At 35.8% G+C, this 22770-nt stretch carries 25 protein-coding genes; 24 read left to right on the top strand and 1 reads right to left on the bottom strand.

Going from position 1 to position 22770, the window contains the following annotated elements; translation table 11 throughout:
* The first annotated feature begins 358 nt into the window (after positions 1-358).
* From CWS01_RS12795 to CWS01_RS12710, 18 genes are all read left to right on the top strand, one after another.
* Complete coding sequence (locus CWS01_RS12795; protein WP_101177591.1) at positions 359-1519, top strand: DUF3500 domain-containing protein; 1161 nt, start codon at positions 359-361, stop codon at positions 1517-1519.
* Positions 1519-2805, top strand: coding sequence for a HupE/UreJ family protein (locus CWS01_RS12790; RefSeq protein WP_101177590.1), 1287 nt, complete (start codon positions 1519-1521; stop codon positions 2803-2805). The genes CWS01_RS12795 and CWS01_RS12790 overlap by 1 nt, the downstream gene beginning before the upstream one ends.
* Positions 2806-3267: 462 nt before the next feature.
* On the top strand, positions 3268-3987 hold the full coding sequence (locus tag CWS01_RS12785; protein ID WP_101177589.1) for an MBL fold metallo-hydrolase: 720 nt from the start codon (positions 3268-3270) through the stop codon (positions 3985-3987).
* Positions 3988-4988: 1001 nt separating this feature from the next.
* Positions 4989-5162: a Fur-regulated basic protein FbpA gene (locus CWS01_RS12780; protein ID WP_101177588.1), complete on the top strand. Its 174-nt coding sequence runs from the start codon at positions 4989-4991 to the stop codon at positions 5160-5162.
* A gap of 72 nt (positions 5163-5234) precedes the next feature.
* A complete protein-coding gene (locus CWS01_RS12775; protein ID WP_328588912.1) occupies positions 5235-5600 on the top strand; it encodes a hypothetical protein in 366 nt (121 codons plus the stop codon).
* Between the two features lie 3 nt (positions 5601-5603).
* Positions 5604-6392: an alpha/beta hydrolase gene (locus CWS01_RS12770; protein ID WP_101177587.1), complete on the top strand. Its 789-nt coding sequence runs from the start codon at positions 5604-5606 to the stop codon at positions 6390-6392.
* Positions 6393-6517: 125 nt separating this feature from the next.
* Positions 6518-7423: a LysR family transcriptional regulator gene (locus CWS01_RS12765; protein WP_101177586.1), complete on the top strand. Its 906-nt coding sequence runs from the start codon at positions 6518-6520 to the stop codon at positions 7421-7423.
* Between the two features lie 139 nt (positions 7424-7562).
* Positions 7563-8579, top strand: a complete 1017-nt coding sequence (locus CWS01_RS12760; RefSeq protein ID WP_101177585.1) for an LLM class flavin-dependent oxidoreductase — start codon at positions 7563-7565, stop codon at positions 8577-8579.
* On the top strand, positions 8569-9885 hold the full coding sequence (locus tag CWS01_RS12755) for an LLM class flavin-dependent oxidoreductase (protein WP_101177584.1): 1317 nt from the start codon (positions 8569-8571) through the stop codon (positions 9883-9885). The genes CWS01_RS12760 and CWS01_RS12755 overlap by 11 nt, the downstream gene beginning before the upstream one ends.
* A 30-nt stretch (positions 9886-9915) precedes the next feature.
* The gene (locus CWS01_RS12750; protein ID WP_101177583.1) at positions 9916-10182 is read left to right on the top strand and encodes a glutaredoxin family protein; all 267 of its coding nucleotides are present in this window, start codon (positions 9916-9918) and stop codon (positions 10180-10182) included.
* Between the two features lie 62 nt (positions 10183-10244).
* Positions 10245-10766, top strand: coding sequence for a GNAT family N-acetyltransferase (locus CWS01_RS12745; RefSeq protein WP_101177582.1), 522 nt, complete (start codon positions 10245-10247; stop codon positions 10764-10766).
* Positions 10767-10798: 32 nt separating this feature from the next.
* A complete protein-coding gene (locus CWS01_RS12740) occupies positions 10799-11599 on the top strand; it encodes a transporter substrate-binding domain-containing protein (RefSeq protein WP_101177581.1) in 801 nt (266 codons plus the stop codon).
* Positions 11600-11633: 34 nt separating this feature from the next.
* Positions 11634-12338 carry an amino acid ABC transporter permease gene (locus tag CWS01_RS12735; RefSeq protein WP_101177580.1) on the top strand — a complete coding sequence of 235 codons (705 nt, stop codon included), beginning with the start codon at positions 11634-11636 and terminating at the stop codon, positions 12336-12338.
* A gap of 27 nt (positions 12339-12365) precedes the next feature.
* The gene (locus CWS01_RS12730) at positions 12366-13076 is read left to right on the top strand and encodes an amino acid ABC transporter permease (protein ID WP_101177579.1); all 711 of its coding nucleotides are present in this window, start codon (positions 12366-12368) and stop codon (positions 13074-13076) included.
* Complete coding sequence (locus tag CWS01_RS12725) at positions 13073-13846, top strand: amino acid ABC transporter ATP-binding protein (protein ID WP_101177578.1); 774 nt, start codon at positions 13073-13075, stop codon at positions 13844-13846. The genes CWS01_RS12730 and CWS01_RS12725 overlap by 4 nt, the downstream gene beginning before the upstream one ends.
* Positions 13836-14438: a GNAT family N-acetyltransferase gene (locus CWS01_RS12720; RefSeq protein ID WP_101177577.1), complete on the top strand. Its 603-nt coding sequence runs from the start codon at positions 13836-13838 to the stop codon at positions 14436-14438. The genes CWS01_RS12725 and CWS01_RS12720 overlap by 11 nt, the downstream gene beginning before the upstream one ends.
* Positions 14362-15522, top strand: coding sequence for an amidohydrolase (locus CWS01_RS12715; protein ID WP_101177576.1), 1161 nt, complete (start codon positions 14362-14364; stop codon positions 15520-15522). Before CWS01_RS12720 ends, CWS01_RS12715 begins: the two co-directional genes overlap by 77 nt.
* A 553-nt stretch (positions 15523-16075) precedes the next feature.
* Complete coding sequence (locus CWS01_RS12710; RefSeq protein ID WP_101177575.1) at positions 16076-16750, top strand: aspartate/glutamate racemase family protein; 675 nt, start codon at positions 16076-16078, stop codon at positions 16748-16750.
* Positions 16751-16941: 191 nt separating this feature from the next.
* Here the strand turns inward: CWS01_RS12710 and pxpA are convergent, their stop codons facing one another.
* Entirely contained in the window at positions 16942-17706 is a 765-nt protein-coding gene (gene pxpA / locus CWS01_RS12705; protein WP_101177574.1) for a 5-oxoprolinase subunit PxpA, read from the bottom strand.
* A gap of 260 nt (positions 17707-17966) precedes the next feature.
* Here pxpA and CWS01_RS22670 point away from each other — a divergent pair, with 260 nt between their 5' ends.
* The 6 genes from CWS01_RS22670 to CWS01_RS12680 all read left to right on the top strand — a co-directional run bounded on the left by CWS01_RS22670 (position 17967) and on the right by CWS01_RS12680 (position 22714).
* The gene (locus CWS01_RS22670) at positions 17967-18122 is read left to right on the top strand and encodes a hypothetical protein (protein WP_168714393.1); all 156 of its coding nucleotides are present in this window, start codon (positions 17967-17969) and stop codon (positions 18120-18122) included.
* 114 nt (positions 18123-18236) lie between these two features.
* Positions 18237-18989, top strand: coding sequence for a 5-oxoprolinase subunit PxpB (pxpB, locus tag CWS01_RS12700; protein ID WP_328588911.1), 753 nt, complete (start codon positions 18237-18239; stop codon positions 18987-18989).
* On the top strand, positions 18986-19987 hold the full coding sequence (locus tag CWS01_RS12695) for a 5-oxoprolinase subunit C family protein (RefSeq protein ID WP_101177573.1): 1002 nt from the start codon (positions 18986-18988) through the stop codon (positions 19985-19987). The genes pxpB and CWS01_RS12695 overlap by 4 nt, the downstream gene beginning before the upstream one ends.
* Positions 19988-20042: 55 nt before the next feature.
* Positions 20043-20813 carry an IclR family transcriptional regulator gene (locus tag CWS01_RS12690; RefSeq protein ID WP_101177572.1) on the top strand — a complete coding sequence of 257 codons (771 nt, stop codon included), beginning with the start codon at positions 20043-20045 and terminating at the stop codon, positions 20811-20813.
* Positions 20814-21297: 484 nt separating this feature from the next.
* The gene (locus tag CWS01_RS12685) at positions 21298-21810 is read left to right on the top strand and encodes an RNA polymerase sigma factor (RefSeq protein WP_101177571.1); all 513 of its coding nucleotides are present in this window, start codon (positions 21298-21300) and stop codon (positions 21808-21810) included.
* Positions 21788-22714: an anti sigma factor C-terminal domain-containing protein gene (locus CWS01_RS12680; protein ID WP_101177570.1), complete on the top strand. Its 927-nt coding sequence runs from the start codon at positions 21788-21790 to the stop codon at positions 22712-22714. Before CWS01_RS12685 ends, CWS01_RS12680 begins: the two co-directional genes overlap by 23 nt.
* Positions 22715-22770 lie beyond the last annotated feature (56 nt).

Here is a 22770-nt window from a genome sequence, read left to right as displayed (position 1 = left end):
TTTTCATGTGAAAAATATAAAAGACATACAAGGAGCTAAAGTTCTAGATAAGGAGAATCCCTGCTTTTATTTATCTAATATTCAAAAAATACTATAGTTAAAACTGGTACTCCCATTCATGCGATTTTCTTACTAAAACTATTATTTTAAGGATTAGTTAAGGTTTGTTCATTAGAGTAAATCGTATGGAAAATTAAGCGCAAACTTAATCCTAGTTTTTAAGTTTGGAAGAGGGAGGACAATTTGTTTTTATTTCATTACCACTAAAGGAAAACATTTCTGTATTCCCTTTAGTATGCTGGGGTTTAATAAAAGTTTGTAAATTAATAAGGTTCATTAACAAAATTGGAGGAAAAAGATGAAAAAGAAACATGCTTTATTAGGATTTATTCTTGCAGCATCATTAACAGCTATTGTAAGCGGCTGTGGAAATAATGAAGAAAGTCAAAACAATAATCAAAATCAAGGCGGGCCACCAAGTGGCGGCGGTATGGGTTCGGCTACTGTAGATACGGATAGCATTGTAACAGATGTTGGTGCAACACTAGACGAAGCTGTTTCAGTTTCTGATGATAGTGGTTCGGTTGATAAAAAAGCCACTAAATTAGCAAAAGCATTTTTAGAGACATTATCTGATGAACAGCAAAAATCTATTCAATATGACTTAACTGCTGAAAATGCAGCGACATGGTCCAATCTTCCTGTAGATATTGTACAACGTAATGGTATTTTATTAGGTAGTCTTTCAGAGGAAAGCTTAAAAGCTGCTAAAAAATTATTTTATGTAGCTCTAGGTGAACAAGGTTATGAGCAGTTGGTTAAAAATCTGAAAGCCGAAGAGAAATTAGGAGAATCCAGCAGTAGTTATGATGCTGATTTGTATTATGTTTCTATCCTAGGAGATGTGTCTGATTCTTCTGCTTGGATCCTTCAAGTTGGCGGACACCATTATGCAAACAACTTTACTTTTAATGCAGAACAAACGGGTGCAACACCGTTCTTTATTGGGATTGAACCACAAACATTTGAGACTTCAGATGGTGAAACAATAGAAGCGTTAGCTACACGTAAAGATGCAGTATATTCTATGATTGATTCGTTAAGTGACGATCAACAATCTGAGGCGAAAATTACAGATCAATTTGATGATGTCCTTGTAGGGCCAGGAAATGATGGAAACTTCCCGACAGAAAGTGAAGGAGTTTTAGTATCTGAATTAAGCGAAAAACAACAAGAACTAGTGAAAGCAGCAATCAAAGCTTGGGTTACAGATGTTAATGAAGAAGACCAAAAAGAACTTCTAGACGCTTATTTATCCGATGAATCTCTTGCGAAAACGTATGTAGCTTGGTCTGGTTCTACTGATCCAGAAGATGTTGGCTCATATATACGCATCGACGGACCAAGAGTTTGGATTGAGTTCGCTGTTCAATCAGGAATAGTTATTAAAGACAAAGTACACTTCCATACAATCTGGAGAGATAAAGAAGCAGATTATGGTGGGGAGTTTAATTCATAATGGTTAAAAAGTTATTAGCAGTATGTATGAGTTTGTGGATGATGGTGCTATTTTCAGCACCGTCATCCACCTCTGCTCATGCTATGCCAACTTCCCTTGTTTATTTGGATTTTTTAGAAAATGAGGTGGAAGCTGAGCTAATTATACCGATAGACCGCCTAGAAGTTGCATTTAAACAGAACTTGACGGGCGATCCCAAAAAGGCTGTCAGTACCTATCATGATGAACTCCTAAGCTATATAACGAGTCATATGAGTGCGAAAACTTCGGACGGAGAAGATTGGTCTATACAAGTCGATGATTTGTCTCTTTCTTATCCTGATGTGGAGACAGATCCCATTGATTTAATTGCTAAAGCAACACTTGTACCTCCAAAAGGTGCAGCTGTTGATTCTTTTACATTAAACTATGAAGTGGTAGTAAAAGAGCTTGTTACCCATGTGATTACACTTGCTGTTAGAAGCGACTGGAACAATGGAATCTATACAAGCAATCCTGAAATTATTGCAAACATCATTCATAATAATACAACTGTTTCCATTGACCAATCAGACGGCAGTGTTTGGAAAGGATTTGGAAGCATTGTGAAATCTGGTATGGCTCATATTGCAGAAGGCGTGGACCATTTGCTGTTTCTGCTTGCGCTCCTGCTGCCAGCACCATTGTTAGTGAAAAATAGAAAATGGGATCGATTTGCTGGTGCCAAACATAGCATCAAGCAGCTGCTGAAAATTACATTGGCATTTACCATTGGACATTCGATTACGTTAATCATTGGTTCGACTGGCTGGGTAAATATTCCGAGTCAGCCGATTGAAGTGTTGATTGCTGTATCGATTTTCATTTCGGCCATTCATGCAATACGGCCAATTTTTGCTGGACGTGAAATTTTTGTTGCTGGTGGATTTGGATTAGTCCATGGATTAGCATTTGCAACACTAGTTACCGATTTAGGCGTAACCCCGATGAGAATAGCATTAAGTGTGTTAGGGTTTAATATTGGCATAGAACTCATGCAGTTATTTGTTATTGTTTTAATTATGCCATGGTTGCTTTTGCTGAGTGTGACAAAGGTATATAGCCTTGTCAGAATCATAGGTTCTTTATTTGCCATTTTCGCTTCAGCAGGCTGGATTTTAGATAGAGCTTTTTCCATCTCCACCCCTGTAGACACTATCGTTAATGCATTAGCCCAAAATGTGACTTGGTTTGTTGCGCTTCTTGCGATAATTTCTATTGCTAGCTTGCTTTTTAACAAAATAATTAAAAAAACACCTGTAAGTTAATGAGTAAGTAGATAGACTAATCGACGAGTCCATGTGTTAGAAATGCATTGGTTCTTTTTAGATAGTCTATTTTGTTTAATCGAATAACGAGCAATTATAGATAAGTCTCCATATACGAGTTTTTGTGCAGAACTTGTATATGGAGATTAGTTTTTTATACAAAAAAATATATTGCTATATTCAACTGTGAAAGAGATTAGTTTTTTATATTCAGCAATTCACAGTTATTGCAATTGGTTTATTCATTAATTTGAAAGCACTTAATTAGAAGCAATAACGAGTCCGTGTTTGTTTTTTCTGAAGTGAGTGTTATATTCAAAGATAGTTGTTTAAAGATTAGATACTCTTATTATAGGGCTGTTAATGAAATGAATATTTTCTAAAAAAGGTTTATAAATGTGAAGTATTTCAGTATGTAGACAAAGTCAAAACAAATATAATTTTTAGAAAAGAGGAATAAAGTTGTTGAATTTTATCGGCTGTGGAAGTGCTTTTAATACTGCATTAGGGAATAATGGAGCATTTATCAAAAAGGATCATGTATTATTTTTAATTGATTGTGGGAGCAGCACTTTTGCAAGGTTGCAGAAAACCAATTTACTTGAAGGTATTGAAGAAATTTGTATTCTTTTAACACACACGCACTGTGATCATATAGGCTCATTAGGAGATTTAATTTTATATGGCTATTACTCCATGAATAAGCTTGCAGAAGCAAATGTTTGTGTCTACGCACCGAATGATTTAAATATTAAACCCCTTCTTCGAATGATGGGAGTAGAAGAACATACCTATAAATTGATTGAATTCAGTGAATTAACAGAATACCAGTACGCTGATTTTCATATTGACTTTGAACCAATTAAAGTTCCTCACGTTAAAGAATTAAAATCCTATGGATATATTATCCACTATGACAATAAAACCATTTATTATAGCGGTGATTGCAATGAAATTCCTGCAAACATTCTCAATAGGCAGAATAATGGCGGATTTGATTTGTTTTATCAAGATACTTGCATAGCAGAGTATGAAGGGAATGTGCATCTTTCTTTGAAAAAACTAGATAAGTTAATGGATGCAAAAGCAAGAGAGAAAGTTTACTGTATGCATCTTGATAATGGATTTAATGAGGAGGACGCCAAAAAACTTGGCTTTAACGTTGTTGCACCGATTATTTAGTGAATAGTTTTAACGATATAAAGCTGGTTCATCAAAATCGTGAAAGCAGTGGACAGGAGTATTTATTTTTAATTGAAACCACTATATTAAATGCATACGATAAAAACCAGAATGAAAATCTAAGTCATCACTCTGGTTTTTTATCTTAGTTCTGCTAGACTACACCTTCATTTTCTCTTTATGTGACAAATTCAGAAGTGACATAGGCCATTCATTGGCAGTCTTCTAAAGCAATAATTTCTATTGCTCCCGCTATATCCCTAAGGGGTAAGAGGGAACCGCCGCCAACTAGAACGACAGGGACTTCTTTGGCGTTAGTTTTAATTTTATCAATCGCTTCTTCCAGTTCTTTTGTAATAATGGAAAAAGCTTTTTCTAATGGCTCTTTTCTAAAAGATTGCTGTTTTTAACTAGTTTTTGATTGGAGCGGAAGGTGCGAGACTCCTGTGGGAGCAGGGGGACAGGTGAGACCCCACAGTCGCTGGTGCGACGAGGAGGCTCCACGGAAAGCGAGCATCCTGAAGCGGAAATTAACCTTCCCCAGTGCTTAGTCAATAGCAACAAAGTTTACGAAAACAGCTTTTCTAATTGTTAATAAACAAAAAAATTACACTAATTAACTAAATAATTGCTAAGATACAATTATCCACTACTATTCAATTGAATTTTAAATCTGTGTTGACAGGTAGGAATAGTGTGTTTATAATCATATTAATTAATAACTGTAGCCGATCGTACAAACGAAGGCCTAACCTTACATAAGGTTAGGTCTTTTTGCTTTCATTTGGGCAGAAATGTGCTTTATTGATAGATTTTAAGCATGGGTGCAGTTTTTTATTCTCAATAAGGGAATTGCAAAAAAAAGATTCAACAATGTATAGATTATCAAAATTTATCCGGCATTAACGGGCAGTAAAACCCCCACTGATTGAAGTTTTACTTTATTTTTTAGTCTCTTTTGTATTTTCACTAAGAATTTAAACAAAGGGGAGGAATAATCAATGACTGAGCTGCTTAAGGCTGTCGAGTATAGAAAAGAAACACTGATTCAACAGTTAATTTCTTTTGGTGTTTATAAAAAAGAATCACAACAGTTATATGAATTAACGTTATCAGAAATTGAAACAGAATATCGTAATCAAATAAAGACGAAACAGTTGAGCAGTGAAAGCTAGATTTAGAAAGAAACAGAAAATAAGCGTCAGTAGATGAAAATTAGTATGCAATTGAAGGAGGAATCCATTTATATGTTAAGCAGTTTACTAAAACAAGAGAAGAAAACCTTTTTGACGGGCAATTATTATTTAAATCTCCCTGATATTTCTTTTTATAAAAGATGTGATGAACTATATGGCATTAATCGAGGCAGCTATAATGTCATTGATCATTGGTTCTTTGAATATGGCATGACAAATATTTCCTATAGACGTATTTATATTTTAGCCTTTTTAGATTTTATTAAAGGAGGAGAAGGCAATGTTAAGTCTCCAAAACCTATTAAGTTTGGCAAAGGAGGAATAACAAAAAAATTAAATGAGTTTATTTTGCTCTATTTACATGAAACAGAAACGATAGGTGTAAATAAATATCTTATTGAAAGAAAGGGGAGATAGAAGATGGGTGAAAGATATCCTGTTATGGAAGGAGCGGAATCATTTTTTTGGCAAGGGAATGATATTGGCGTCTTAATTTCCCACGGATTTATGGGAACACCTCAAAATGTACGCTATTTGGGAGGGGAATTTGCAGAACTTGGCTACACGGTTTATACTCCAAGGCTAAAAGGACATGGTACGCATTTTAAAGATATGGAAAAACATAATCATAAAGATTGGTTTGCAGATGTAGAAAATGCCTATCATTTTTTAAAAATGCGCTGCTCTGCTATTTATGTTATTGGTCAATCAATGGGAGGCACACTTGCCCTGTGGTTAGCCAATAAATATAAAGACATACCTGGACTTGTGTTGATTAATGCAGCTTTAAGTGTGCCAAGCTACGATTATTTAGTAGGAAAAACGAGCCCAAAGTATGTTTTGGGGACAGCTCCAGATATTAAATTAGAAGGTGTTCAGGAGATAACATATAATCAAGTATCCATTCATTCCATACATGAACTTCAAAAATTGATGGAGAAGACGTATGCAATTATCCCAAATGTGAAAAGTCCGATTTTATGCTTTAAATCAGCAGAAGATCATGTGGTTCCACCTGAAAATACAGATTATATTATAAAAAATGCTGGTTCTTTTCAGAAAGAGGCTGTTACACTTACTAATTCTTTTCATGTTGCTTCAATGGATCACGATAAAGAGGAAATAATCGAGAAAACGCACGAGTATATAAGGAAGAATGAAAGGGAATTGAAGTTGCTCAATAAAGATAACCTTCGCAAAATATTGTAGAACAATGCATCTATTGCTTTAGCTATAAATAAGCAGTCTCTTATGAAGAGCTGTGTGGCTGTTAATATCATCAGGCAATAAATATTTAAAGGAAACCTAATTAATGAATAAAGGAAGTCATCAAGATGAATATAGATTATATAGAAGCATTTATGTATGCTGTCCATTTTAAGAGCATTCATAAAGCAGCAGATGCTTTATTTTTATCTCAGCCAACAGTGACAGCTAGAATTAAAACATTAGAACGAGAATTGGGGGCAGAGCTGTTTGAACGGAGTGGAAGAGGCATTATCCTTACAGAAAAAGGAAGGGACTTTATTCCTTTTGCAGAACAAATAATCCGTACGTTCGAACAAGGAAAAAAACAATTGAAAAAAGGGAGTAATTTGGAAGAAATGGTGATAGGAGCCAATTTGATTACATCTCAATATTTTATTCCATTTGCTTTGCCTCTTTGGAAAAAAAAACATCCTAGTATTCTATTTAAATTTATTTCAGCTTCAAATGAAGCTCTTGTCGACAAGTTATTGCGCAAAGAGATAGATGTCGCATTTTTAAAAAAAGATTCTCACCAGTCATTAGAACAAGTGCAGTTTTTAGATAATTCAATTCGTCTTGTAGTAAAACCGGAACATTCATTAGCTGGGATCCAAAAACTTACTGTTCAACAATTGGCAAAAGAACCCCTTGTATTTTTTGAATGTGGTGCTTTTGACTGGAATAGAGTTCATAAAATTTTTGAGATCGCCAAGGTGGAGCCGCGGATAGAATTCCAAATTGGTCATTTAGAAGTAGCGAAATCTCTGATTAAATCTGGGAACGGAATAGGATTTTTGCCATATTTATGCATAAAAGAAGAATTGGATAAGGGAGAACTAGTGGAAATAGATGTAACACATTTGCTTCATTTAACTCAAAAAATATATGGAACCTACTACAGTTCCAATAGGCCATTTTTATGGGATGATATAGTATCTTCTATTGAATTGTTCCAACATGATGCAGTATTATCTGGCAAACTGGCAGATTGATAAGTTTTTTTTATAAATACAATAATTCTTTCTATCACGGAAACCATTGCTCTTTGGTTGGAAATGATGATAGGATAAATTTATGTAATATATAGTTGATTATTCTTATCTGTTAAATAGGAATTCAGGAGGGGAACATATGAGCTATAAAATTGGTTTATTAGATCAAAGTCCAATTTATGAAGGCGATACTGCCTTTGATTCGTTGCAAGAAACTATTAATCTAGCACAACAAGCAGAAAAATGGGGGTACACAAGGTTTTGGGTATCGGAACACCACCATACAAAAGATCTTGCTGGGTCTTCACCGGAGGTATTAATTTCTTATCTTCTTGCGAAAACTCAATCTATTAGAATTGGATCAGGCGGCGTTATGCTGCAGCATTACAGTCCATATAAAGTGGCAGAGAATTTTCATGTTCTTTCCTCGCTTGCTCCAGGAAGAGTAGATCTGGGAATAGGCAAGGCGCCTGGCGGGTTGCCATTATCAACAAAAGCGCTGCAATATGGAACGATTAATGATGGAAAAGATTTTGAAGAAAGGCTGTCATTTCTTCATAGTCTTCTTGAAAACAAGATAGATGAATTGCATGATTTAGCTGGTGTTCAAGCTACACCTGAACCTCCTGAAAAAACAGAAAATTATTTGCTTGGAGCAAGTGAAAAAAGTGCAGAAATAGCAGCGAAATTTGGATGGAACTTTGTTTTTGCCAGATTTATCAACAGTGATGACGATGCATTGGAAAAAGCGGCAAGTGTTTATAAAAAAGAATGGCCAACGGGCAGATTTATTGTATCCGTCGCTACTGTCGCAGCAGATACTCAAGAGGAAGCAGAACGTCTTGCAGGAGATCAAAAAATATACAAAGTTCATTTAGAAAGCGGCAGAAGTGTTACTGTTCAGTCACTGAAACAAGCGGAAGTTTTTGGGAAGCAGTCTGGTGAATCTTACGAAGTAACTGTACATGATACAAATATTATTGCCGGAACAGCTGCTTTTGTTCATAAAGAACTGACACAGCTTCATAACCAATACTCTATTGATGAATTTATATTACATACACCGCTTAAAGAAAAAGCCGGGCGGATTCATTCATTTTATTTATTAAGACCAACTAATGTTGAACAAGAAAGGAATGAAGAATATGTCTCATAAAAAATCAATTCCATTTGGGGTTATGCTGCACGGTCCAGGAGGACATATGAATGCGTGGAAAGATCCAGCTGTTCCAGCAGACGCAAGTGTAAATATTAAGTATTATCAAGACATCGCCCAAAAAGCTGAATCAGCAGGTTTTACCTTTGCTTTTGTTGCAGATGGCCTATATATTAATAAAAAATCAATTCCACACTTTTTGAACAGATTTGAACCAATTACGATTTTATCTGCACTAGCCACGGCAACTACTAAGCTTGGGCTCGTTGGAACCGTTTCTACCACTTACAGTGAGCCATTTACGATTGCACGACAGTTCGCATCACTAGATAAAATCAGTGGAGGACGTGCTGGATGGAATGTCGTGACATCACCCCTTGAGGGATCTGCTTTGAATTACAATAAAGGCGAGCATCCAAAACATGCTCTTCGCTATGAGATAGCAGATGAATATTTGCAGGTTGCAAAGGGGCTTTGGGATTCTTGGGAAGATGACGCTTTTGTAAGAAACAGAAAAACAGGTCAATTTTTTGATGGAACTAAACTACATAAATTAAATCATAATGGGAGATTTTTTGCAGTAGAAGGACCTTTAAATATTGAGCGGTCCGAACAAGGACAGCCGGTTATTTTTCAGGCAGGTTCTTCTGAAGCAGGGAAAAACTTTGCTGCCAAAGAGGCGGATGCGGTTTTCACAAATGCTGATTCTCTTGAACAAGCACAACAGTTTTATAAAGACTTAAAAAATAGAGCAAAAGTGAATGGAAGAAATCCAGAAGAAATTCGCATTTTTCCTGGCATCCATCCAATTGCTGCTGCAACAATTGAAGAGGCGAATGAAAAATATAAAGAGATACAGAATCTTGTTTCGATTGAAGAAGCACTCAATTATTTAGGACGATTCTTTGATCATTTTGATTTTAGTGTTTATCCATTAGATGAGCCATTTCCTGATGTGGGGAATGTGGGGAAAAATAGCTTTCAATCGACAACAGATCGCATTAAAAAACAGGCTGTTGAGCAAAATTTAACATTGCGTGAAGTGGCGTTGCAAGTAACCACTCCAAAAAGCTCTTTCTTCGGAACCTATGAACAGGTTGCAGACCAGCTTATAGCTTGGATTGATGAAAAAGGCGCTGATGGCTTCATTATAGGTGCCCCAGTATTAAGCAGTGGATTGGATGATATCACTGAACATATTATCCCGATTTTGGAAAAGAAGGGATATTATAATCGAGATTATCAAAGCGACACGCTTCGTGGAAATTTAGGTCTTCCATATAAAAAAAATCAGTATGTAAAATAAATGGGTGCTTACTAAAGGAGGAATTTATAAATGACATCACTATCCGTTATTGTATGGGCAAAACAAGGCTGCAGCTATTGTGAAGAAGTAAAAGATTATTTAAATGAAAAACGGATTGCCTTTCAGACGATTGACGTAACAGATTTAGATGACCGTCGTGATATTTTAGAAGTGAAATATGGAATTCGTTATGTTCCAGTTGTAGAAATAGGAGAAGACGGCATATATAAAGGGGTAACAGATAGCGGCATCGATCATTTAGAAAAAGAGCTGGCTCCTTATCTTGTAAGGAAATAAATTTTTGCATTTAAAGCCAACTAATTTTATAAGAATAGTATAATATGGGGAGGCAAGTAAAAATGGGGCAAATTCGTTTAGCTATACCAGAAGATGCAGCGAATATATTAGAACTTTCCCTTCGAGCATATGAGCCAATTCGGGATTTAAATATTAACTTTTTAGCGGCAACTGCTGATTTATCCTTGGTACTAAATAATATTACACGTCATTCTACCTATGTTCTTGAAAAAAATGACAAAATTATTGCGACTGTTACTGTTCGCTATCCTTGGGCTGATCCTAATAGCAGCAATCCTTATCCGTTTATCTGGTGGTTTGCAGTCGACCCAGAGTATAAGCGGCAAGGGATTGGTTCCAAACTGCTCCAATATGTGGAAGAAAAGGTTCTTCGTGAACAAGTAAAAGCACCTGCTGTGTACTTAGCAACTGCAGAGCGTCATCCTTGGCTTGTTTCCATTTATGAAAAAAGAGGATACAAAATTTTTGATGAAAAGTTTAATGAAGGAGATAAAATCGTTTTTTTGCAAAAAATCTTAGATGAAAATCTTTATCACATTATAGAAAATAAAGTGCCTTTGTAAACATAAATAGATTTTAAAATGGGGGAAAGAAAATGAAAAAGAAAATATGGATAATAGCAACCATTCTGCTAACATTTCTTGTTGCTGGGTGCTCATCAAAAGAGGAAGCATCAACAGGTGAAAAAGTCAAAAAAATAATTGTCGGAACAGGTACACAGTTTCCAAATATTTGCTTTTTGGATGAAAACGGAAAGCTTACTGGTTATGATGTAGAACTTGTTCGTGAAATTGATAAAAAATTGCCAGAATATGAATTTGAATTTAAAACGATGGATTTTTCCAATCTATTGCTTAGCTTAGAAACAAATAAAATCGACTTTATTGCCCATCAAATGGAAGTGAATGAAGAGCGTCAAAAAAAATTCTTATTTAATAAAGAGCCGTATAATATTTTCCCTCTTCAAGTGGCCGTTCGTCAAGATAACAACGATATTCACTCTATTAAGGACTTAAAAGGAAAAAAAGCAATAGTAAGCGCAACAAGCAATTCAGCGGTATTTCTAGAAAAATATAATAAAGAACACAATGCAGGCATTAATATTGTATATTCTGGGCAAGGTGCTGATGACACGATTAATCAGATTAAAACAGGGCGTGCAGATGCAACCATTACGACTCCTTTTGCCGTTGATTTTCTGAATGAACAATCAGACGCCCAGCAAAAAGTAGTAGGAGAACCGCTTTTAAATTCAAAAGTATTCTTTTTGCTTCGCAAAGATGAAACAGCGCTGCAAAAAAGAATAGATGAAGCACTAACTGAATTGAAAAAAGAAGGAGTAGTGAGCGATCTCAGCAAAAAATGGCTTGGAGCTGACTATACGGTTGGATTTTAAGAAGCGTTATTATTAAGAAAGTGGGGAATTGGGATTGGGCAAAGCATTTGATTTTACATTAATTTGGGGATTTATCCCGACACTTCTTCCATATTTGGCTGTAACCCTTCAAATTCTTGCCGTTTCCATTGTATTTGGAATAATAATAGGGATAGTTGCTGCTATCCCTCGATTGTTCCATCTGCCAATATTGCGGCAGCTTGTCATTATATATATATCTTTTATTCGAGGAACGCCTATATTAATTCAATTATTTTTAACCTTTTACGGGGTTCCAGCATTGTTGATGCTAATAAATATTGATGTTTCAAGAGTAGAACCCATCTATTTTGTTATGATTACATATGCAATTGGCAATGGAGCTGTTTTTTCAGAAATATTTAGAAGCGCTATTTTATCCATTGATCGTGGACAAACGGAAGCAGCCTACTCTGTTGGCATGAGCGATACACAGAACTTTTTTCGGATCATCTTGCCTCAAGCAATCGTTGTAGCATTCCCCAATATCGCTAACTCTGTTATTGGGTCATTAAAAGATACATCTCTTGCTTTTTCCATCGGCGTTATTGATTTAGTAGGGCGGGGAGAAACTTTAATTGCAGCAACTGCACATGCGTTAGAAGTATATATATCCCTTTCTATTATTTATTACATTGTTGTACTTCTATTGGAAAAAGGGTTTCATTTATTTGAAAAACGTATGAAACGACATCAATCCTTTGCTAGTTCTGCTATATAAAATAATGTTAAGAAAGGAGAGCGTGTCGTGACAATAGATATCCCATTTATTTGGACCGCATCTTTAGAAATTATAAAAGCATTGCCCCTAACTTTGCTATTGACCGTTATTCCTTTGTTTTCTGGCTTTTTGATTGGTCTTCTTGTTGCTTTAATTCGTGTTTATGAAGTAAAAGGACTAAGCGCCGTTGCAAATGGATATGTGTCTTTTTTTAGGGGAACACCCATCATTATGCATATTATGCTTATCTATTTTGGATTGCCGCTTTTAATCGATAAAGCAGCAGATAAATTTGGTTTCGAGGCTTTTTCACAGTTGATTCCTATTAGTATTTTTGTTCTTATTGCTTTGTCTTTAAGTGCAGGGGCTTATTTATCAGAAGCAATCCGTTCTGGGATTGTCAGCATTTCCAACGGGCAAATGGAAGCAGCCTATTCAGTAGGAATGAGTACATTTCAAGCGATGATTCGAATTGTATTGCCGCAGGCGCTGGCACAATCCATCCCTAATTTTACAAATATATCAATTGGTTTTTTGCATACAACTTCTATTGCATTTATTGTTTCGCAAAAAGAACTGACCGCTGCTGCTAATATTGTTGCCTCCACTAATCTGAAGTTTTTAGAGGCATTTATTGCCGCAGGAATTATTTACTGGGGATTGACGATTTTTATTGAAAGCTTTTCATCTTTAGTAGAGAAAAAAGTGAAGGCTTACAACAGAGGAGGGGTTCGATGATTCAGTTAAAAGGAATTAGAAAATCATTTAAGCAATTGGAAATATTAAAAGGCATTGACTTAACTATTAAAAAAGGGGAAGTAGTATCCATACTTGGTCCAAGTGGGTCGGGAAAAACGACATTGCTTAGATGCGTAAACTTTTTGGAAAAACCTGATGACGGAATAGTACGTATTGGCAATGTTCAAGTTGAAGCCAAAGGAGCGAAGAAAAAGGATATCATCTCTCTCCGCAAACAGTCTGCGATGGTATTTCAGCACTATAATTTATTTGCACATAAAACAGTCCTTGAAAATGTTGCAGAAGGATTAATTGTGGCAAAAAAAATGAAGAAAATAGAAGCACATAAGCGAAGTAAGCAAATTCTGGAAAAAGTCGGATTATCCGATAAGTTGCATCATTACCCAAGTCAATTATCAGGTGGACAGCAGCAGCGGGTTGGCATTGCCCGTGCGTTAGCTCTTAATCCAGAAGTAATTCTTTTTGATGAACCAACATCTGCTCTTGATCCTGAATTGGTTGGTGAAGTGCTTTCTGTCATAAAAAATATTGCCAGAGAAGGCATTACCATGATTATTGTGACACATGAGATGAATTTTGCTCGTGAAGTATCTGATTATGTGCTCTTTATGGATGGGGGCGTTATCGTCGAAGAAGGGACGCCAATGGAGATTTTTACTAAACCAAAAGAAATGCGAACACAAAAGTTTTTAAAGAGGATATCAAGAGAAGAGGAAGTCAATTGGGAGGCGAAAAAAAATGTCTTATAAGTGGCTGATTGAAGAGATTCAAGAGAAAGATAAAGAAAATGTGCGGCAGCTGTTAATTGATAGTTATGGGCAATATGGCAAAGAGTTTGCTGATCAAGAAGCGTGGCTAGAGTATATAACGAGTATAAAAAAGTCGGTGGATAACGAGCAAATTGATCGGATTTTGGTCGCAAAAAGGGATCAATCTATTGTTGGAACGCTGCAAATATTTGATACATCAGAAAAAGCGTACGGAAGGCCAGAACTAAATATCTCGTCATCGATTGTAAGGCTATTGGCTGTGCATCCAGATGCAAGAGGGCAAGGTGTTGCACAAGCATTACTAGAAGCAAGCATTCACTATGCAAAAGAAAAAGGGGAAAAATCCCTGTATTTGCATTCAAGTGATTTAATGAATAAAGCAATTCGCTTATATGAGTGGATTGGATTTAAAAGAGATGAAACAAAGGAATTCTATAATCGAGAAGTACTTGTAAAATGCTATCGTTATGATATAGAGAAAGAAGGTGAAACCCATGGATCCAATCCGTTTAGAAGCAGAGTTAATTTCAATACGCCGTCATCTTCATCAGCATCCAGAGCTGTCAAATGAAGAATTTGCAACAACACAGTATATACTGAAGTGGCTTCATGAAAAAAATATTGAAATTCGCGATACATTGCTCCCAACAGGAGTGTTTGCAGATATCAAAGGAGGAAAACAAGGTCCTACGATTGCAATAAGAGCAGATATTGATGCACTGCCAATTGAGGAGCAGACAAATTTGCCGTTTACTTCAAGCGTAAAAGGAAAAATGCACGCATGTGGACATGATTTTCATACGGCAGCAGCAATTGGAGCTGCTTTTTTATTAAAAGAAGATCAAAAAAATTTAAAAGGAAATATTCGGTTGCTATTTCAGCCAGCGGAAGAATTAGGAGGAGGAGCCTTAAAGGTTATAGACGATGGACAGTTAGATGATGTCGCATCCATTATAGGACTTCATAACAAACCAGATTTGCCTGTTGGCACAGTAGGACTAAAAGAGGGGCCTTTAATGGCGGCAGTGGACCGGTTTAAAGTAATTCTTTATGGAAAAGGGGCGCATGCTGCATTGCCCCATAATGGCCATGATCCCATTATTGGTGCCGTACAGCTGATCAATGGTTTGCAAACAATTGTCAGTAGGAATATCAATCCATTAGAAAGCGCCATTTTAAGTGTAACAAAAATGGTAGCAGGCACAACTTGGAATGTTATCCCGAGTCATGTAACCATTGAAGGAACAGTCCGCACATTTAGTCCCAAGGTGAGGGAACAAGTAAAAAAACGATTCTATGATATAACAGAAAACATTGCAGCAGCTTTTAGCCAAAAAGCAGATATTCGCTGGTATTCTGGACCGCCGCCATTAGCCAATAATTCCACCATAACTGAAATAGCCAAAACTGCTGCATATAAGCAATCCCTTAAAGTGATCAATCCAGAACCGTCAACAGCTGGAGAAGATTTTTCTTATTATCTTCAAAAAACTCCCGGAACATTTGCTTTTTTTGGAACAAATGGAGAGGAAGACTGGCATCATCCATCCTTTACAGTAGATGAGAGTGCACTTATTAAAGCAGCTTATTTTTTATATGAAAGTGCAAAGGAGCTGCTTGAGCAGCAACATTTAGTCGCATTTGAAAGCAAATAAGTAAAAGGAAATGGAGGCATGATATTTGCCTCTATTTTTTTATGTATAATAAGCCATTTGAAAAATTTTTTGAATAGCGGTTAACGATCATTCTAAAGATGCTTATACAGTTAATTTAGTGCTAGAATAAAGGAGGTTTATAATAATAGTATGAATTATATTTGTCCAGTATGTGGTTATAAAGGATTTGACGAACCTGCATATGATGACTTGGAAAAATTAGAGGGTGGTTCTTTTGAAATATGTGAATGTTGTCGATTTTAATTTCGAGTAGATGATGATATTGAATTAGAAAACGGAGAATTTTTAATAATAAGAGACACCCATAATATTTACCGTAATATTTGGCTGAGTTTTGATGCACCTGTTTTTATGACTGAATATTATCCACTCCAATATCAGGAGAATGGAAAAGTGAAGCGAGAGTATTTAGAAAAACAATTAAAAAATATAGGCATTCATTTAAATGAGTAACTAGCTTTTGGTTAAACAAGATAGGGAATTTGATGGAGAGTATAAACGATCAAAGTAAATTTTAGGATGTGAATAAAAAGTGCATAAAAAAATAGCCTGCCTTCATGCTCATTTTTCCAATATAGAGTATATAGAAAAAGCATTTTCTGCTTATGAAATTGAATTTGTTCATTTTGTTGATCCAGGTTTAATTTACCAAGTTGCACTAGCAGGGAATCTTCAAACAGATGCGGTAAAAAATAAAACAAAAGAGCAAATAGAATGGATGGCCCAATGCGGGGCGGATGCGATTCTTATTACGTGCACCACGTATATTGCTGTTTTAGAAGAAGTGGAATTGTCTCTAACTGTACCGATTATAAAAATTGATGAACCGTTTTTTGCATATATTTGTCGCAACAAAAAGCCGCAAACCATGCTTTTTTCCAATCCTGCAACGGTAGAGGGAACGGTAAAAAGGCTTAAAGCATATGCAGAAGCCCATCAGCAAATAATAGATTTTAAGGTTGTGGTGATTCCAGATTCTTTTGAGCTGATTATGAAAGGTTTAAAAGAACAGTACGATCAAAAAATAAAGGATACCTTATTTGAATTAATTAAGCAAGGAGAGAAAGTGATTTCAGTTGCTCAGTTATCAATGGCAGATGGGGCCAAAGAGGTGGAAAAGAAAACGTCTGCTGTTATTATCCATCCGTTAAGTACATTAGTTTCTGCAGTTGTAGAACAAATGGAAGGAACAAGCTGTAAACAATGATGATGAATTGTTTGCAGCTGCTTAATAGAGAGTAGAAAATAGGGGGTTTTGCCGAAAAATAGCTATTTGAAAAAATTGAATCAAAGCATGAGAAATTTGAAGCAAAAACATAAAAAATAAACCAAAGGGACAGTTTTTGCTTCTATAAGCATATCTAATTATTCAGTTGCGGGGATTTTAAAAAAATATCCTTATTTATCCCCAATTGCTCGTATCGAAATATTTGATTTAGCAAAAGAATCCCTAATCAGCTGTGCAAATGTCAGCGCTTTGGGTCCATCGCCATGAATGCAGATGGTATCTGCTTGAACCTCTATATCTGTTCCTTGCTGTGACGTTGCTTTTCCTTCTTTCACCATCCGGGTCACTTGCAAAATAGCTTGTTCATCATTATGAATAAGCGCGTTTTTTTCCTTTCTTGGTGTGAGTGTTCCGTCATGTTGATAGGTACGGTCGGAAAACACTTCATTTGCAGTTTGCAGGCCTATTTTTTTTCCTGCGACTATCAGTTCACTGCCGAAAAGTCCAAATAAAATAAGCTCTGGATTGATTTTATATACTGCTTTTGCAATTGCTTCAGCTAAATCTTTATTTTTGGCAGCCATATTATATAATGCTCCGTGTGGTTTGACATGCTGCATCATTGTACCTTCTGCTTTCACAAACCCGTTTAATGCGCCAATTTGATAGAGTACAAGATCATATGCTTCTTGTGGAGAAATATCCATATTGCGGCGTCCAAAACCAATTAAATCAGGCAGTCCTGGATGTGCACCGATTTTTACTCCGTTATCAAGAGCAAGACGAACGGTTTTTCCCATAACAGATGGATCTCCAGCATGAAATCCACAGGCAATATTAGCAGAAGTAATTAGAGGAAGAATTTCTTCATCTCTTCCTTTCTTGTATGTTCCAAAACTTTCTCCTAAATCACAATTTAAATCAATTTGATGCAAGCAAAAAACCTCCCTTTTAAAAATAGTTTCTATGTATTTGTCTATATTTCGGAATAAAAGTTCCAAAAAAAGCAAGCTATCATAATCTTAATATAGATATGGAATTTTTAAAATAATTATTTAAAAAGTAACGGTTGTTCTTTTTGAAAAGGATCATTATAATATAGTTAAATCTATAAAATAGAACTAAAGTTCCGAAAAAAGGAATGATATAACGTTCAGTTATTAAATATTAAGAGATTGTCAGGAGGCATTTAAAAATGTGGGTTATTACCCTCTATTCAAAAGAAAATGAATTATGCATGTATGAATTTACAAGCGAAAAGGAAGCAAGGGAAACATTGGCGAAATTAAATGGAAGCAAAATTCTTTCTGAAGTGATCTACTACAATGATCCGGTTTTTGCAGGAAATTGATTAACCACAAAAATGGGAAACTACTAAGATGAATTTCTAGTTAGTTTCTATTTTTTTAGGTGAAGTTATGGTAATATTCAGATATTATGGACATGAAAAAAGAGGGGATGAACATTGACTCATATAAGGATAGATTTACGGACAATCATACATATAGAACCATTCTCCGATTCGGCCATATTAATTGAATTCGGCAAGGAAGTAAATAAAGACATTCACCAGCATATCCAGCAGTTAACCCACTATTTAGATCAGCATTCTTTTCCAGGATTTATTGAGTATATACCCGCATTCACCAATGTTGTTGTGTTTTATGATCCTGTTGTTGTTTACGAAGAATATAAAAACTCATTTCAAGAGATTTCTCCATACAAAATGGTAGATGCTTTGATGGAAGAAATTATTGGGAAGCTAAACAGTAATGAAAAATGCAGCCCCCGTATTATGGAAATACCTGTATGCTATGGAGGAGAATTGGGACCAGACTTAGAACTGGTGGCATCCATTAATAAATTAACGTCAGAAGAAGTGATATCTATACATACAAGTGGAGAATATCTTGTTCATATGATTGGATTTGCCCCAGGTTTTCCTTTTTTAGGCGGGATGTCGAAAAAAATTGCAGCGCCTAGACATTCGTCGCCTCGCACTCTTATTCCACCTGGTTCTGTTGGGATAGCTGGAGTACAAACAGGTGTTTATCCAATTGGTACACCAGGTGGCTGGAATCTGATTGGAAGAACGCCATTAAATCTTTTTTTGCCAGAAGATAATCCGCCAAGTCTGCTTCAAGCAGGTGATCTAGTAAAGTTTCGTTCTATTTCTTGGAAAGAATATAACGAATGGAAAGGAGACACTTCAACATGAGCATAACAATACTTCGTCCAGGGCTTCTTACTAGTATACAGGATACAGGCAGGTACGGTTTTCAAAAATATGGCGTCATTGCGAGTGGTGCAATGGATGTTTATTCTTTAAGAATGGCAAATTTATTAGTCGGAAATAAGGAAACGGAAGCGGCCCTTGAAATAACACTAATGGGACCTATGATAAGTGTGAATGAAGATATGCTGATTGCCATTACGGGAGCCGATTTATCTCCATCAGTAGACGGGATTTCTTTGCCTGTTTGGCGCCCTGTTTGGATAAAAAGGGGAAGTGTAATAAAGTTTGGTGTGCCAAAGTCTGGCTGCCGCAGCTATTTTGCTGTTGCCGGCGGATTTGCTGTAGAGAAAATTATGCACAGCAAAAGCACCTATTTGCGGGGAGAAATCGGCGGTTTTAAAGGAAGAGCGCTACAAAAGCAGGATACTATTGAGATAGGCAAATATTCGGAACGATCCATGATGCTTTTTAGCAAGCTGAAAGATACAGTTTCTACTTCTCCTTTTTCCACAACCGATTGGTTTGTAGACTCCAAGCTATTTTTTTCTGGGTCGAGTGAAGCCCTTATCCGAGTGCTTTCTGGACGGCAATATGATCAATTAACAAAACAAGGAAAAAATCAGCTTTTTGCAGAATTTTTTCAAATAACCCCTCAATCAGATCGGATGGGCTTTCGTTTATCAGGACCAAAGATGGAATTTCAGGAAAAAGAAGACATGCTGTCAGAAGCTGTTTCTTTTGGCACGATCCAACTTCCTCCAAATGGAAATCCCATCATTCTCCTTGCTGATCGCCAAACAACAGGGGGCTACCCGAAAATTGCTCAAGTTGCCTCCGTTGATTTAGCTTATTTAGCACAAAGGAAGCCAGGAGAAAAAATTAGGTTTCAGCTTATCACATTAGAAGAAGCACAGCAGCTGCAGCTTAAAAAGGAAAAACAATGGAAACAGCTGAAGCACGCTATTTTAATGAAACAGTAGACTGCTAGAAAGAATTGTTTAAAATAGACAAATCTGTTTAAAAGGGGAATGGTGCATGCAAAACAAAAATAAAACCGTCATTAAATCAAAGGATCTATTAACACTTTTTCTTATACATTCAAAACTATCATTTAATGAAATCATTCAGCTGACAGGAACGCCAAAAACATCTGTTCATCGTATGCTTGGTTCTTTAGAGGATATGGGTTTTCTTGATAAAGATGAGGATAACTTATATTCTCTAGGTCTATTATTTTTGCAGTTTGGCCAATTAGTTGCCGACAGGCTCGATGTAAGGGAAATTGCTTTGCCTGTGATGAAAAAATTGCGTGATGAAACAGAAGAAGCAGTGAATTTAATTATTAAAGATGGCGATGAGGCGATGTATGTAGAAAAGTTGGATTCCACTCATCCGGTCCGGTTATATACAGCTGTTGGCAGAAGATCCCCTTTATATGCAGGGGCATGTCCGCGCATTATTTTAGCATTTTTTCCAAAAGAAGAGCAGGAACAATATTTGAAAATAGTTGATTTTAAGGCATATGCATCTGGAACCATTACGGATGTAGACAAACTTCGCCTTGTTTTGGAAGAAACGAGACAAGCTGGTTATGCAATCAGCAAATCGGAATTAGAAGATCATACAACAGCGATTGCTGCACCTATTTTTAACCATAAAGGCCAGGTGGTTGGAGGCCTTAGCCTAGCAGGACCAGATATTCGTTTTCAAGCAGAAAGATTGCCAGAATTTATTAAAAAAGTAAAGAAGCATGCCCAAGAAGTATCAGAGAAAATGGGATATGCAGGGGATGTTGTTTATAAATAACCATACAACTGGTAAAAGAAGGAGCTCTTAAAAGGGATTTTTTTATGGAGTAAAGCCAAAAAATAGAGAAGATGGCAAATAAGCGAACCCGAATAGTACACTAAAATAAATTCATTTAGTATAAATGTGAAAAAAATCCTATTATTTTCGATCTTTCTATAAATCATTTAGTGGAGACAATAGAAGCAGCACTACAATATGGAGAGGATATTGTCGTAGTTGGTGGACAGATCAGTTAACAAAAAAGCATTAGGAGAAATCCTGATGCTTTTTTGTTTTGAAGTTTTTATTCGGTAAGCAATTAAATAGGAAATTTAAAATAATTAACATGGATTTCTAGTATTCTCAAAAAATGATTTTATAGAAAGAGGGATTAATTTTACACAGTATTCCCTCTTTGACAAAATTATTTCCAATTAATATTAATTATAACTGTATACATTTCATCTCCTTTTGCGTTATAAAAACAGAGGGAGGAAGATAGTTGAAAAAGAAGTTGTCCAATGATGTTTTAAAGAAAGTGATGAATGAGCTTTATTATTATTTAATGAGGCAAGGGGCTGATTCAGAAACGGCTAAAGATATTGTGCAGGATAGTGTGTATAAGATGATGATTCATATTGATGCTGTTGATCCTGATAAATATAGGGCATGGCTTTTTAAAGTGGCAACCAATCTTTACTATGATTATTGCCGGAGGAAAAATAAAGCGCCAAGTTTAATGCTCGATGAAACACTCGCATCCAATACAGAATTAATAGAGGATATAATCATTACAAAAGAAAATCAGCAGCACATCAGAAAAATGCTGGATCTTATGCCAACAGCGTATAAGCAGCTGCTTCTTCTAAAATATGAATTAGAGTGGTCTTATCAGCAAATTGCCGATTATTTAGAAATGAAGCCGAACAATGTCAAAACGTATTTAGCAAGAGCACGAAAAAAATTTAGAGAGATTTATCAGGAGGAATATAATGGAAAAAATAAAAGAAAATGAATTGGAAGATATTTTTGATGAAAAAAGCTTAAAAAAAACATTGAAAAAAGCAAAACGAATAACTTTAGTCCGGACATTACTTATCTCAGTTATTGTTTGTTTAGCTGTCGGTTATGGAGTGCATCGAACGAATATTTGGATTGTCGATAAAAGAGGAAGTGAAGTTGCTATAGAACATCAAAAAGCAGATGCAGTAATGAAAGCACCCAATACATTTATCCAAACAGAAACAATTGATTTTGGCTTTTTTAAAGGCACAGTAAAAAGAAAAGTATATAAAGTGATAGAAGATAAAATTATTCCATGGGATACGGAAGAAGCACATTTTGGGATAAGGGGTTTTACATCAACTTCTTTTTCATCTTATAGTACAATTGTGAATGATACAACAGTTGTTAATATTCCTAGCGGGGAAAAGGAAATGATGTTTTATGTTCCACGGTATACATATCAAAAGTATTCAGATGATTTAGCTAAATTAAAAGACTATCCAGAAGATAAGTATATGGAGATGGGGATTTCTTTTGATAAAAGCTACTCGCTAGAAGAAGTAAAAAAATTGCTTCCGAAATCTGTTCATCCAACATGGTTTTGGGTGAATAATTATGATAATAAACCAGCAGAAAGAAGTGAACCAGAGTTTGGCCGCTGGTTATATGGGATCTATCAAGCTACATCTGAATTAGGTAAATCTGACAGCTATCCTAATATAAAAAATGAAGCTGCTTTTTTAAATAAACTAAAAGAATATAATAAGTATGACTATAAAGAATTGAAAAAACGCCAAAAAGACGGCTTAATCATCGGAGTTGTTGTAACCGGAACAAAAGAGGATCTCCTTAGCTTAAAAGGAAAATCTTATGTAAAAGCATCGAGCATTGGAGCGGTTGTGGACAAGTATTAATAGTAGGAGCAAAGATTCTTTGCTAAAAAGAATCTTTGCTGTTTCTTATTTTTTCA

This window comes from Niallia nealsonii (genome assembly GCF_002835805.1).
GTDB lineage: Bacteria > Bacillota > Bacilli > Bacillales > Cytobacillaceae > Niallia > Niallia nealsonii.
Note: the sequence above shows the minus strand (reverse complement) of the source record. Positions and strands in the feature narration are given on the sequence as shown.

Bases quoted from the DNA above. Each gene is read 5' to 3' on its own strand.
- CWS01_RS12745 (WP_101177582.1), top strand. From the start codon at position 10,245: ATGGGGCAAATTCGTTTAGCTATACCAGAAGATGCAGCGAATATATTA.
- CWS01_RS22670 (WP_168714393.1), top strand. From the start codon at position 17,967: ATGTGGGTTATTACCCTCTATTCAAAAGAAAATGAATTATGCATGTAT.
- CWS01_RS12680 (WP_101177570.1), top strand. From the start codon at position 21,788: ATGGAAAAAATAAAAGAAAATGAATTGGAAGATATTTTTGATGAAAAA.
- CWS01_RS12790 (WP_101177590.1), top strand. From the start codon at position 1,519: ATGGTTAAAAAGTTATTAGCAGTATGTATGAGTTTGTGGATGATGGTG.
- CWS01_RS12740 (WP_101177581.1), top strand. From the start codon at position 10,799: ATGAAAAAGAAAATATGGATAATAGCAACCATTCTGCTAACATTTCTT.
- CWS01_RS12795 (WP_101177591.1), top strand. From the start codon at position 359: ATGAAAAAGAAACATGCTTTATTAGGATTTATTCTTGCAGCATCATTA.
- CWS01_RS12775 (WP_328588912.1), top strand. From the start codon at position 5,235: ATGTTAAGCAGTTTACTAAAACAAGAGAAGAAAACCTTTTTGACGGGC.
- CWS01_RS12715 (WP_101177576.1), top strand. From the start codon at position 14,362: ATGGATCCAATCCGTTTAGAAGCAGAGTTAATTTCAATACGCCGTCAT.
- CWS01_RS12725 (WP_101177578.1), top strand. From the start codon at position 13,073: ATGATTCAGTTAAAAGGAATTAGAAAATCATTTAAGCAATTGGAAATA.
- CWS01_RS12720 (WP_101177577.1), top strand. From the start codon at position 13,836: ATGTCTTATAAGTGGCTGATTGAAGAGATTCAAGAGAAAGATAAAGAA.
- CWS01_RS12770 (WP_101177587.1), top strand. From the start codon at position 5,604: ATGGGTGAAAGATATCCTGTTATGGAAGGAGCGGAATCATTTTTTTGG.
- CWS01_RS12690 (WP_101177572.1), top strand. From the start codon at position 20,043: ATGCAAAACAAAAATAAAACCGTCATTAAATCAAAGGATCTATTAACA.
- CWS01_RS12780 (WP_101177588.1), top strand. From the start codon at position 4,989: ATGACTGAGCTGCTTAAGGCTGTCGAGTATAGAAAAGAAACACTGATT.
- CWS01_RS12750 (WP_101177583.1), top strand. From the start codon at position 9,916: ATGACATCACTATCCGTTATTGTATGGGCAAAACAAGGCTGCAGCTAT.
- CWS01_RS12695 (WP_101177573.1), top strand. From the start codon at position 18,986: ATGAGCATAACAATACTTCGTCCAGGGCTTCTTACTAGTATACAGGAT.
- CWS01_RS12755 (WP_101177584.1), top strand. From the start codon at position 8,569: ATGTCTCATAAAAAATCAATTCCATTTGGGGTTATGCTGCACGGTCCA.
- CWS01_RS12760 (WP_101177585.1), top strand. From the start codon at position 7,563: ATGAGCTATAAAATTGGTTTATTAGATCAAAGTCCAATTTATGAAGGC.
- CWS01_RS12765 (WP_101177586.1), top strand. From the start codon at position 6,518: ATGAATATAGATTATATAGAAGCATTTATGTATGCTGTCCATTTTAAG.